Below are 12,100 nucleotides of genomic sequence, written 5' to 3' on the forward strand. Positions count from 1 at the left end.
CGCAAGAGTGCTGCCGTCGAGTCAGGTCGCGCGCGCCAGGATGGCCTGTGCACGGCCTATGACAGGCGCATCGACCATTTGCCCATCGAGCACGAATACACCTTCACCCGAACTGGCGGCGTCCATGATGCGTTGCGCCCAGTGCAGTTCCTCCAGACCGGGTTTTAGCGCTTGATGGATAATCGCCACTTGGCTCGGATGGATACATAGCGCGCCACCAAACCCCATTTCGCGGGCAAACTGAACGGTGCTGTGCAGGCCGACGGTGTCCTGTATGGAAGGAAACACGCCATCCAGCGCCGGAGCGAGGCCGACCACCCGAGTCGCGAGCAGTACTGCGTATCGAGCGTGGCTCAGGATCTCTTCGGCGGCATGGCTGCCGGTGGTCAAGTTCAGGTCCAGGCCCAGATCAAGGCTGCCGAACGACAAGCGTTCAACGCCCTGGGCCTGGGCAATCGCTTGGAGTTCGGCCAGGCCCTTGGCGCTTTCGATGATGGGCCAGATCGGCTTTTGGGTATTGGCAGCCGTGAGGACGTGCTCCGCGCTTTCTGCTTTGGGCAGCAAAACTCCGATCACGGCGGCGTGTCGTCGACAAAGCTCCAGATCTGCCACGTGGGCCCAGTGATCCGGGGCATTCACTCGCACCAGAATCGGGGCGTCCGGATTGTCACTCAAGAAGCGCTCCAGGTTATCCCTGGCCTGTTCCTTGAGGTTTTCCTGCACGGCATCTTCCAGATCAACAATGACCCGGTCCGCACCGGTAGCGATGGCTTTGGGTATGCGCTCTGGACGAGTGGCCGGCACAAACAGGGCGGAGCGAACAATGGACGTATTCATGGTGTTTCTCCCGCGCTGAACTCGACTTCGCCGATCTGCGCTGTACCGTCCTGATTACCTGCCCAGAGCTGTGCCTTGCCGCTGTCGATCAGACGTCCGCCGACCTCGAAAGGGTGAGGCGAAATCAAAGGTCGGACGCCACGGAAGGTGAAGCGCTTCAAGCGCACGTTCGGGTGCGCTTTGGTAAAGGCACGCAGATTCAGGGTGGCGATCAAAGGACCATGCACCACCAATCCCGGGTAACCTTCGGTCTCTGTGACGTATGGCCAGTCATAGTGAATTCGATGGCCATTGAAGGTGACGGCGGAGTAGCGGAACAGCAGGGGCGCCGAGGGCTCGACGCGTGCCTGCCATTGGCCTTCAGGGAGTGCTTCGGTGCCGCTCAGTTTGGGAGGAGTGGGTTCCCGATAGACGATGTCTTGCTCATCTTGAAGAGCGCGTTTGCCATCCTGGAAATACTCATGGCGTACCGTGACAAACAATAAGGAACCCGTGCGACCGTGCTTCTCTTCGACGTTGAGAATGGTTGATACACAGGTCACGTCAGCCTCCACCTTCAACGGCTGGTAAAACTCAAGTCGACTACCCGCCCACATGCGATTGCGGTTGTGGGCCGGCGGCAGGAATCCTCCGAGCGCCGGATGACCGTCCGGGCCCAGTTCGTCGGCGGTAACCGATTCCTGAAAAAACGCCCAGTGCCACAAGGGGGGGAGTGGTTCGCCAGGCTGCGGTGCCACTTCGCTCAACGTCGCGGCAATTCGTTTCACCAAAGTGAAACTGATCCGGTCCTGGCTTTCCTGACGACGTCCAATCCAGGCTGAAAAATCGGTACTGCTCATATTTATCGCTCCTGTCGGTCGGTGATCAGGCCAGGGCGGCCATTTCTGGAATCGCTTCGAACAAATCCGCCACCAGGCCGTAATCGGCCACCTGGAAGATCGGCGCTTCTTCGTCCTTGTTGATCGCAACGATCACCTTGGAGTCTTTCATGCCGGCCAGGTGCTGGATCGCGCCGGAGATACCGACGGCGATGTACAGCTGTGGAGCAACGATCTTGCCGGTCTGACCGACCTGCATGTCATTGGGTACGAAACCTGCGTCGACCGCGGCGCGGGAAGCACCGACGGCAGCGCCCAGCTTGTCGGCCAGGGCGTACAGGTGTTTGAAGTTGTCGCCGTTCTGCATGCCGCGCCCGCCGGAAACGACGATCCTGGCAGCGGTCAGTTCCGGACGATCGGACTTGGCCAGTTCTTCACCAACGAAGCTCGAAGTGCCTGCGTCGTGGGCAGCGGCAACGGCTTCAACCGATGCCGAACCACCTTCAGCGGCCACCGGGTCGAAACCGGTAGCACGTACGGTGATCACTTTCACGGCAGCGTTCGACTGCACGGTGGCGATGGCGTTACCGGCGTAGATCGGGCGCTTGAAGGTGTCAGCGCTTTCCACCGAGATGATCTCGGAGATCTGGTCAACGTCCAGCGCAGCGGCAACGCGCGGCAGGATGTTTTTGCCGTTGGAGGTGGCGGAGGTCAGGACATGGCTGTAAATCGTGCGTTGTTCGATGACCAGATTCGCGACTAACGGAGCTACGTTTTCCGGCAGCAGATTGGCGTAAACGGCGTTGTCGGCGACCAGCACTTTGGCCACGCCAGCGATTTTCGCAGCCGCCTCAGCCACTGCACCGACAAATGCGCCGGCCACCAGAACGTGGATGTCACCACCGATTTTAGCCGCAGCCGCCACGGTGTTCAGCGTGGCCGGGGCCAGGACTTTGTTGCCCTGCTTGTCATTGGAATAGTCAGCAATCACCAGGATCGTCATTCAGATCACCTTCGCTTCGTTCTTCAGTTTCTCGACCAGTTCAGCCACCGACTTGACCTTGATACCCGCGCTGCGTGCAGCAGGCGCTTCGACTTTCACGGTCTTGAGGGTGGCGGCGGTGGAAACGCCCAAAGCGTCCGCGGTCACTACTTCGAGAGGCTTCTTCTTGGCTTTCATGATGTTGGGCAGAGACGCGTAGCGCGGCTCGTTCAAACGCAGGTCGGTGGTGACGATGGCCGGCAGTTTCAGGGAAACCGTCTGCGCGCCGCCGTCGACTTCGCGAGTCACGGCAACGGTGTCGCCGCTGATTTCAACTTTGGACGCGAACGTGCCCTGACCGTAGCCGCTCAATGCAGCGAGCATCTGGCCAGTCTGGTTGTTGTCGCTGTCGATGGCCTGTTTGCCAAGGATCACCAGCTGAGGCTGTTCCTTGTCGACAACAGCTTTCAACAGTTTGGCAACAGCCAGGGAAGTCAGGTCTTCGGCGGACTCGACGAGGATGGCGCGGTCGGCACCCAGAGCCAGCGCGGTGCGCAGTTGCTCTTGAGCGGTTGACGGGCCTACGGAGACGACGACGATTTCAGTCGCAACACCCTTCTCTTTCAGGCGTACGGCTTCTTCCACGGCGATTTCGCAGAACGGGTTCATCGACATCTTGACGTTGGCAAGATCGACGCCGGAATTGTCCGCCTTGACGCGAACCTTGACGTTGTAATCCACAACGCGTTTGACAGCTACAAGAACCTTCATGGATTCCTCGTTACTCTCCGGTGAAAAGAAAGTCGCCTAGGCGAACCTGGCGGTTGATGCTCATCGGGCGCAAGGGCACCTCCAAAAACGCCGGCAAAGGTGTCAAGTGACCATCGCTCATGATGTGGATGACCGTTCGTCAGTGGTGACTGACGAGTCATTCAACATCGCGGCGTGTAAACTGCGCATCAAACCCGCGCGGCTCATCACTCTCTACTCCCATCGCCCTGTCTTTAGAGGTGCTCTTGAAACCAACAGTCAGCCTACGGCGAGCGCAAAACCGCCCGTATCTTGACCGGAACGCCTATTCCGGTCAATACGCCAAAATGGCCGTTCATAAGGCGCGTGACTTTGATTTCTCTGGCCTCGAGCCAATTCAAACAAACGTTTGTATTGGACGCTGAGAGTGGTGTAGATATAATGCGCCACCCAAAGAGAAAGGTGGTCAATCGATTGTCCGCTCTCGGCGTTGCGCCGGGATTCATGGATGCGACACCGAACCTCCAAATTAGAAAAAAAACTGTTGAGCCTTGAGTAGGAGATAACCTGTGGAACGCGAATACATGGAATTCGACGTTGTCATCGTCGGTGCCGGCCCCGCTGGTCTTTCCGCCGCCTGCCGCTTGAAGCAGAAGGCCGCCGAAGCCGGTAAGGAAATCAGCGTCTGCGTGGTCGAAAAAGGCTCCGAAGTCGGTGCTCACATTTTGTCCGGTGCCGTGTTCGAACCACGGGCCCTGAACGAACTGTTCCCGGACTGGAAAGAACTCGGCGCGCCGCTGAACACCCCCGTCACCCGCGACGAAATCTTCGTTCTGAAGAACGCTGAAAGCGCGCAGAAAGTTCCTGACTTCTTTGTGCCCAAGACCATGCACAACGAAGGCAACTACATCATCTCCCTGGGCAACCTGTGCCGCTGGCTGGCCCAGCAGGCCGAGAACCTGGGCGTGGAAATCTACCCGGGTTTCGCCGCTCAGGAAGCGCTGATCGACGAGAACGGCGTGGTTCGCGGGATTATCACCGGTGACCTGGGCGTCGACCGCGAAGGTAATCCGAAGGAAGGCCTGTACACCCCTGGCATGGAACTGCGTGGCAAGTACACGCTGTTCGCCGAAGGTTGCCGCGGCCACATCGGCAAGCAGCTGATCAAGCGTTTCAACCTGGACACTGACGCTGATGCCCAGCACTACGGCATCGGCCTGAAAGAAATCTGGGAAGTCGACCCGGCCAAGCACCAGCCTGGCCTGGTAGTCCACACCGCCGGTTGGCCGATGGACATCATGGGCACCGAGAACACCGGTGGCTCGTTCCTCTATCACCTGGAAAACAACCAGGTGGTCGTCGGTCTGATCGTCGACCTGTCCTACAGCAACACCTACCTGTCGCCGTTCGACGAGTTCCAGCGCCTCAAGCATCACCCGGTGCTCAAGCAGTACCTGGAAGGCGGCAAGCGCATCAGCTACGGCGCGCGTGCCATCTGCAAAGGCGGCCTGAACTCGCTGCCGAAAATGGTGTTCAAGGGCGGCGCGCTGATCGGTTGCGACCTCGGCACCCTGAACTTCGCCAAGATCAAAGGCAGCCACACCGCGATGAAATCCGGCATGCTCGCCGCTGAATCCGTGGCTGACGCGCTGTTCGCCGAGAAGGACGGCAGCGAAGAACTGACCACCTACGTCGACAGCTTCAAGAACAGCTGGCTCTACGAAGAACTGTTCGCCAGCCGCAACTTCGGCCCGGCGATCCACAAGTTCGGCGCCATCGTCGGTGGCGGTTTCAACTGGCTGGACCAGAACATCTTCGGCGGCAAACTGCCGTTCACCCTGCACGACACCAAACCGGATTACGCTTGCCTGAAACTGGCGGCCGACTGCAAGAAGATCGACTACCCGAAACCGGACGGCAAGATCAGCTTCGACAAACTCAGCTCGGTGTTCATCTCCGGTACCAACCACGAAGAAGAGCAGCCGTGCCACCTGAAGCTGGCCGACGCGAGCATCCCGATCGGCAAGAACCTGCCGCTGTACGATGAGCCGGCACAGCGTTACTGCCCGGCCGGCGTGTATGAAGTGATCACCAAGGAAGACGGCGAGAAGCGCTTCCAGATCAACGCCCAGAACTGTGTTCACTGCAAGACTTGCGACATCAAGGATCCTGCACAGAACATCACCTGGGTGGCACCGGAAGGCGCTGGCGGCCCGACTTACCCGAACATGTAAGCCGAACCGCGAACATCAAGGCTCCCGAAACGGGGGCCTTTTTGTTGCCCGAAAGATTGAGTTGACCGGACTGGCGTCTTCGCTGGCAAGCCAGCTCCTACAGGTAAACTGCTGAACCCTAGCGAACACCGCGCAGCGGTGCCAGATATCAAGCCGCGCGCTCGTCCCCGGGATTACGCTCGAAGTACCGCTTGTACTCGCGACTGAACTGCGACGTGCTCTGATACCCCACCCGATGCGCCACCTGCGCCACGCCCAGTCCCTCCCCCAGCAACAACTGCTGCGCCCTGAGCAGACGCAATCGCTTCAGATACTGCACCGGCGACAACAAGGTGCTGCGTTTGAAATGCTCGTGAAAGGTCGACGCACTCATGTTCGCGCAACTGGCCAGGGTCTCGACGTTCAACGGTTCGGTGTAATGCGCATGCAGATGACTGAGGGATGCCGCGATCCGGGCGAACTGCCCCTGCTGCTCAACCAGCGCCCGCAATACATCGGCTTGCGGACCGCGCAATGCGACGAACAGTAACTCGCGCAAACGCGCTTGCCCCATGATCTGGCATTCCAGCGGATCGTGCAGGCAACGCAGCAGCCGCTCGACACAACCGCGCATGGCATCATCGAGCACTGCCGAGGTCATGGACTCAGGCGTTTGCGCCGGAATATGCCGCCCCGGTGCCAGGCCCATCGCCAATACCAGCTCGCCCAGCATCACCCGGTCGATCGCGACCGACACCCCGAGCATCGGCCCGTCCGGCGCGGCAAAGGTTTCACACTCGAACGGCACCGGCAGCGCCTGAATCAGATAGTGCCCTGCCCCGTATTCAAGGGTGCGCGGCCCCAGGTACGCCAGTTTGCTGCCCTGGGCGATGATCACCAGGCTCGGCTCGTAGATCTGCGGCCCACGGGCCACATCGCAACTGGCCCGCAGAACCTGCACGCCCGGCAACGCGGTCGGGACGAAACCGTCGCGAGTGGACAGCGGCTCGATCAGCGAAACCAGGCTGGCATTGGCATCAAGATGACGGGTCAACAGCATGAAAAAACTTCGCAAAAAAAGGGATGAAAGCATCATCGCAGGTCTGATCGCCAATGGGATCGCTCAAGGACCGATGCCGGAGGAATAGGCATGACACCCGGAGGAATCGCCATGGCCGGTACAGGGAACGACGCCCAGAATGCGCCACCTCACCCGTCAGCGCTTTTGCGAGGTTCACCATGTACACCGCCATCGGATACGCCGCCCAGTCGGCCACCACTCCCCTCGCCCCTGTGAAATTCGAACGCCGCAGCCCACGGGCCGACGACGTTGCCATCGAGATTCTCTACTGCGGCGTCTGCCATTCCGACATCCATCAGGCCCGCAACGAGTGGGGCATTGCCGTTTACCCGCTGATGCCCGGCCACGAAATCGTCGGCAAAGTGACCGCCGTTGGCGCGAACGTGACCCGACACAAGGTCGGCGATCTGGTCGGTGTCGGCTGCATGGTCGATTCGTGCCGCCATTGCGAGGCGTGCCAGGCCAACCTGGAGCAATACTGCCTCGAAGGCCCGACCATGACCTACGCCACCCCGGACCGGGTCGATGGCAGCAACACCATGGGCGGTTACTCCGACAGCATCGTGGTCAGCGAGCACTTTGTGGTGCGGATCCCGGAAAAACTGGCCCTGGCCAGCGCCGCGCCAATCCTGTGTGCCGGCATCACCACCTACTCGCCGCTCAAGCACTACGGCGTGAAGGCCGGCGACAAGGTCGGGATTCTCGGCATGGGTGGCCTGGGCCACATGGGCATCAAGTTCGCCAAGGCCATGGGCGCCGAAGTGACGCTGTTCACCCGTTCGGCAAGCAAGGCCGAAGAGGCTCGCCGTCAGGGTGCGGACCATGTGATCGTGTCCACCGATGACGCGCAGATGCAGGCCGCCGCCGGTCACTTCGACTTCCTGCTAGACACCATTCCGGTGCAGCACGACCTCAACCCCTACCTCGATACGCTACGTTTCGACGGCGTGCATATTCTGGTGGGTCTGATCGAACCGGTGGAGCCGCCGGTGCATGCGGCCAAACTGGTATTGGGACGTCGCGTGCTGGCGGGTTCGCTGATCGGCGGCATCGCCGAAACCCAGGAAGTGCTGGATTTCTGCGCCGAGCACAACATCACCTGCGACATCGAAATGCTCGACATCCGCCAGATCAACGAGGCTTACGCCCGCATGATCGCCGGTGACGTCAAGTACCGCTTCGTCATCGACATGGCGACCCTCAAGGTTTAAACCTTAAGACCCAGCTCCGCCGACAGCCGGGCCGTGACCCCTTTGATCAGGGGAATCAGCTCGGCCATTTTTTCCAGCGGCATGTACGGCACAGTACTGGCGATGCTGATGCCGGCGACGATGCGTTTGCTGGCATCACGAATCGGCGCGGCTACGCAGCGGATCGACGGTTCGTTGTCTTCCAGGTCGAAGGCGTAGCCGCCAGCTACGTACTCGACCATGCGCTGCTCGAACTGCTCCCAGGATTGCTCCGGGTGCTGCGGCCAGAACTGGTTTTTCCCACCCACCGGCAGGCTGACTTCGTACAGGCGCTGCCACTCTTGCGGCGAATCATCGAGCATCAGCGCCTTGCCGATCCCGGTGCGTGCCAACGGCATGCGATGGCCGACCCGCGAACGCATTTCCGGGCCATTGCGCCCCGGATTCTTGTGCAGGTACAGCACTTCGTCGCCTTCACGAATCGCCAGGTGAATGGTGTCGCCGGTCAACGCCGACAACTCGTCCAGATACGGCCCGGCCAGGGTCACCAAGGGCAACTCTTCACGCGCCTGAAAGCCCAACTCGATCAGTTTCGGCCCCAGCAGATAACCGACTTGCGGCACCACCCGCAGATAACGCTCGTCCACCAGGCAACTGGCCAGGCGATGGGTGGTGCTGCGCGTGGTGCCGATCAGCCGGGCGATTTCCTTGAGATCGCGGGCGCCACTGGCCACGGCCTGAACCACACCCAACCCGCGAAGCAGGGTCTGGGTGCCGGTCGGTGCGGCGTCCTTGGCGATTTTTGGGGCGTCTTCCTGCATATCCAGCCTTTACCGTTGAGCGAGTGAACGGGCGGCATTATGGTCGCCCGCGTGCCACGACTACAACTTGATACGCTCGACCTTGCCCACCAGCAGGATGTAGGACAGAGCACCGATCAACGCCAGCACCGAGATGTAGGTGATCGCCGGGGCAAAAGAATCTCCCGTTGCGAGGAAACCGATCACGATAGGCGTGGCAATCGCCGACAGGTTGCCGATGAAGTTGAACACCCCACCGGTCAGCCCGAGCAAGCGCGCCGGAGCCAAGGTCGATACCAGCGACCAGGTGATCGAAGCCAGGCCATTGCCGAAAAATGCCAGCGCGAGGAAGGCAATCACCAGCGGCGTCGACTCGACGAAGTTGGCGCCGATGATCGAGGTGGAGATCAGCAAGCCGCTGATGATGGGCAACTTGCGAGCGAAACCTACCGTGTAGCCGCGACGGATCAAAAAGTCCGAGAAGAAACCGGAACACAGCACACCGATGAACGCGGCGAGAAACGGCAGCGACGCCAACAGGCCGGACTTGATGAAGTCCATGCCGCGATACTTCACCAGGTAGGTCGGGAACCAGGTCAGGAAAAACCACAGCGTCGAATTGAGGCAGAACTGCCCGAGGTAGATGCCCCAGAGTTTGCGCTTGGTCAGGACAATGCCCAGGTCGGTCCAGCTGAATTTGGCTTTGACCTTGGCCTGTTCGGCCTGGATATCCACCAACCCGCCGCCCTCGCGGATCAGATCAATCTCTGCGTCATTGGTGCCCTTGAAATCCCGCGGCTCGCGATACACCGCGTACCAGATCACCGCCCACACAATGCCCAACGCGCCGGTGGCGACGAACACCATGTGCCAACCGAATTCGTGCTGCAGCCAGGCCAGCACCGGTGTCAGGAAGGCCAGGCCGACGAATTGCCCGGAAGTGTAGAAACCGATGGCCGTCGCGCGCTCGCGCTCGGGGAACCAGGTGGTGACCACGCGGCTGTTGATCGGGTACGCCGGTGCTTCCAGCGCACCGACCGCCATGCGCAACACGAACAGCGCGATGAAGCTGGCGGCGAAGCCGAGCATCACCGTGGCCACCGACCACAGCAGCAAGGCGACGCTGTACAGAATCCGTGGCGGCACGCGATCCACCAGCCAGCCACCGGGAATCTGCATGGCGGCGTAGGTCCAGCCGAACGCGGAGAAGATCAGGCCGACGTGGATCGGGTCGATGCCCAGGTCACTGGTCAATGCCGGGGCGGCAATCGACAGGTTGCTACGGTCCAGGTAGTTGATCACCACGGTGATGAACAACAGCACCATGATGAAAAAACGCTTGCGGCTGGGCGTCACCAACGACGCCTGCCCGGTGAGGGTTTGCGGTTGCATGGGGGGTGCCTCTTCTTATGGTTATTGAGGTCGTTCTAAAGACTGGCGCTGAACCCCTGTAGGAGCTGGCTTGTCGGGTCGCCGCATCGCAGCGAAGAGGCCGGCACATCCAACAACGATGTAGCCTGACACGCCGCCTTCGCTGCGATGCGGCGACCCGACAAGCCAGCTCCTACAGGGGATATGTGGTGGATCAGAGAACACTCACCACTCGGCAAAACTGCCATCGGCATGGCGCCAGATCGGGTTGCGCCAGCGGTGGCCGATGGCCGCGCGTTCGATCACGTATTCCTCGTTGATCTCGATACCCAGGCCCGGGCCGTTCGGGATCTTCACGAAGCCCTGGTCGTAGTCGAACACCCTTGGGTCTTTGACGTAGTCGAGCAGGTCGTTGCTCTCGTTGTAATGGATGCCCAGGCTCTGTTCCTGGATGAACGCGTTGTAGCAGGCCGCGTCCAGTTGCAGGCACGCCGCCAGCGCAATCGGGCCCAGCGGGCAATGCAGCGCCAGCGCCACGTCGTAGGCTTCGGCCATGTTGGCGATCTTGCGGGTTTCGGTGATGCCACCGGCGTGGGACGCATCCGGCTGGATGATGTCGACGTAGCCTTCGCTGAGCACACGCTTGAAATCCCAGCGCGAGAACAGCCGTTCACCCAAAGCGATCGGCGTGCTGGTCAGCGGCGCCAGCTCTTTCAGCGCTTCGTAGTTTTCGCTGAGCACCGGCTCTTCGATGAACATCAGCTTGTACGGGTCAAGCTCCTTCATCAGCACCTTGGCCATGGGCTTGTGCACCCGGCCATGGAAGTCCACGCCGATGCCGACGTTCGGGCCGACGGCATCGCGCACGGCAGCGACGTTGGCCAGGGCCTGGTCGACCTTGTCGAACGTATCGAGGAATTGCAGTTCTTCGGTGCCGTTCATTTTCACCGCGGTAAAACCACGCTCGACCGCTTCTTTCGCCGCACGCGCGGTATCCGCCGGACGGTCGCCGCCGATCCACGAATACACACGAATCTTGTCCCGCACCTGACCACCCAGCAGGTCGCTGACCGACACGCCCAGCGCCTTGCCCTTGATGTCCCACAAGGCCTGGTCGATACCGGCCAGGGCACTCATGTGGATTGCGCCGCCGCGGTAGAAACCGCCGCGATAGAGCACGGTCCAGATGTCTTCGATGTTGCGCGGGTCTTTGCCGATCAGGTAGTCGGACAATTCTTCAACGGCAGCGGCGACGGTGTGGGCGCGGCCTTCGACCACGGGCTCACCCCAACCGGTGACGCCCTCGTCGGTTTCGACCTTGAGGAAGCACCAGCGCGGCGGAACGATGAAGGTGGTCAGTTTGGTGATTTTCATCTTTTGGCTCTCTTATTAGATGCAGCGCGCTCGGCGCTCAAAGAAGTCTTAGCGAAGGGCTTTCCAGGCAGCGACGTACGCCTTGGCATTGGCCGCCACTTGTTCCGCCGTCATGCCCGGTTTGAACAGACCGGAGCCGAGGCCGAAACCTTTGACGCCAGCGTCGATAAACACCTGCATGTTGTCCGGCGTGATGCCGCCGACCGGCGCCAGAATCGTTCCCGCCGGCAGCACTGCCAGCCAGGCTTTGACGACCGCCGGCCCCATCTGCTCGGCCGGGAACATCTTCAGCACATCCGCTCCTTCAGCCAGTGCCGCGAAGGCTTCGGTCGGCGTGGCGACACCCGGCGACAGGTAAAGCCCCGCCGCTTTCGCCGCGCGCAAGACCTTCGGATCGCTGTGGGGCATGACGATCACCTGGCCGCCCGCGGCTTTCACTTGCTCGACCTGCTCCGGCGTCAACACCGTGCCGGCACCGATCAGGCAATCGGCGGGCAAGGTACTGCGCAGGATGCGGATACTTTCGTACGGCTCAGGGGAATTGAGCGGCACTTCGATGACGCGAAATCCGGCGGCGTACAGGACTTCGCCGATGGCGGCCGCTTCCTGCGGGCGCAGGCCGCGCAGGATCGCAATCAGGCCGTTTTGCGCCAAGGCTTGTTTGAGCATGTCAGACCTCCAGTC

11 protein-coding genes are annotated in these 12,100 nt (G+C 60.8%); 2 read left to right on the forward strand and 9 right to left on the reverse strand.

Features of this window, described 5'->3' with window-relative positions; all coding sequences use genetic code 11:
* Positions 1 to 21: 21 nt before the first annotated feature.
* From AC1DWG_RS05180 to AC1DWG_RS05195, 4 genes are read right to left on the reverse strand one after another with little or no spacing between them, the layout of a single operon-like run.
* On the reverse strand, positions 22 to 837 hold the full coding sequence (locus AC1DWG_RS05180; protein WP_477787425.1) for an HpcH/HpaI aldolase/citrate lyase family protein: 816 nt from the start codon (positions 835 to 837) through the stop codon (positions 22 to 24).
* Positions 834 to 1,676 carry an HTD2 family dehydratase gene (locus tag AC1DWG_RS05185; RefSeq protein WP_477787426.1) on the reverse strand — a complete coding sequence of 281 codons (843 nt, stop codon included), beginning with the start codon at positions 1,674 to 1,676 and terminating at the stop codon, positions 834 to 836. Before AC1DWG_RS05185 ends, AC1DWG_RS05180 begins: the two co-directional genes overlap by 4 nt.
* A gap of 25 nt (positions 1,677 to 1,701) precedes the next feature.
* Complete coding sequence (locus AC1DWG_RS05190) at positions 1,702 to 2,658, reverse strand: electron transfer flavoprotein subunit alpha/FixB family protein (protein WP_477763576.1); 957 nt, start codon at positions 2,656 to 2,658, stop codon at positions 1,702 to 1,704.
* A complete protein-coding gene (locus tag AC1DWG_RS05195) occupies positions 2,659 to 3,408 on the reverse strand; it encodes an electron transfer flavoprotein subunit beta/FixA family protein (RefSeq protein WP_477787427.1) in 750 nt (249 codons plus the stop codon).
* A 548-nt stretch (positions 3,409 to 3,956) separates the two neighbouring features.
* On the opposite strand from AC1DWG_RS05195, the gene AC1DWG_RS05200 reads away from it, so the two are divergent.
* Positions 3,957 to 5,621, forward strand: coding sequence for an electron transfer flavoprotein-ubiquinone oxidoreductase (locus AC1DWG_RS05200; protein WP_477753724.1), 1,665 nt, complete (start codon positions 3,957 to 3,959; stop codon positions 5,619 to 5,621).
* Between the two features lie 148 nt (positions 5,622 to 5,769).
* Here the strand turns inward: AC1DWG_RS05200 and AC1DWG_RS05205 are convergent, their stop codons facing one another.
* Positions 5,770 to 6,660 carry an AraC family transcriptional regulator gene (locus AC1DWG_RS05205; protein WP_477765376.1) on the reverse strand — a complete coding sequence of 297 codons (891 nt, stop codon included), beginning with the start codon at positions 6,658 to 6,660 and terminating at the stop codon, positions 5,770 to 5,772.
* Between the two features lie 179 nt (positions 6,661 to 6,839).
* Here AC1DWG_RS05205 and AC1DWG_RS05210 point away from each other — a divergent pair, with 179 nt between their 5' ends.
* Positions 6,840 to 7,892, forward strand: a complete 1,053-nt coding sequence (locus AC1DWG_RS05210) for an NAD(P)-dependent alcohol dehydrogenase (RefSeq protein ID WP_477753726.1) — start codon at positions 6,840 to 6,842, stop codon at positions 7,890 to 7,892.
* Here the strand turns inward: AC1DWG_RS05210 and AC1DWG_RS05215 are convergent.
* The 4 genes from AC1DWG_RS05215 to AC1DWG_RS05230 all read right to left on the reverse strand — a co-directional run bounded on the left by AC1DWG_RS05215 (position 7,889) and on the right by AC1DWG_RS05230 (position 12,085).
* A complete protein-coding gene (locus AC1DWG_RS05215) occupies positions 7,889 to 8,692 on the reverse strand; it encodes an IclR family transcriptional regulator (protein ID WP_108215376.1) in 804 nt (267 codons plus the stop codon). The genes AC1DWG_RS05210 and AC1DWG_RS05215 overlap by 4 nt on opposite strands.
* Before the next feature lie 60 nt (positions 8,693 to 8,752).
* Positions 8,753 to 10,063, reverse strand: coding sequence for an MFS transporter (locus AC1DWG_RS05220; RefSeq protein WP_477787428.1), 1,311 nt, complete (start codon positions 10,061 to 10,063; stop codon positions 8,753 to 8,755).
* 204 nt (positions 10,064 to 10,267) lie between these two features.
* Positions 10,268 to 11,416 (reverse strand): galactonate dehydratase, encoded by a 1,149-nt coding sequence (gene dgoD / locus AC1DWG_RS05225; protein WP_007977010.1) that lies wholly within the window; start codon positions 11,414 to 11,416, stop codon positions 10,268 to 10,270.
* Between the two features lie 48 nt (positions 11,417 to 11,464).
* On the reverse strand, positions 11,465 to 12,085 hold the full coding sequence (locus tag AC1DWG_RS05230) for a 2-dehydro-3-deoxy-6-phosphogalactonate aldolase (protein ID WP_477753727.1): 621 nt from the start codon (positions 12,083 to 12,085) through the stop codon (positions 11,465 to 11,467).
* Positions 12,086 to 12,100: the final 15 nt, after the last annotated feature.

It is taken from the genome of Pseudomonas sp. P4_B3 (assembly GCF_056402295.1).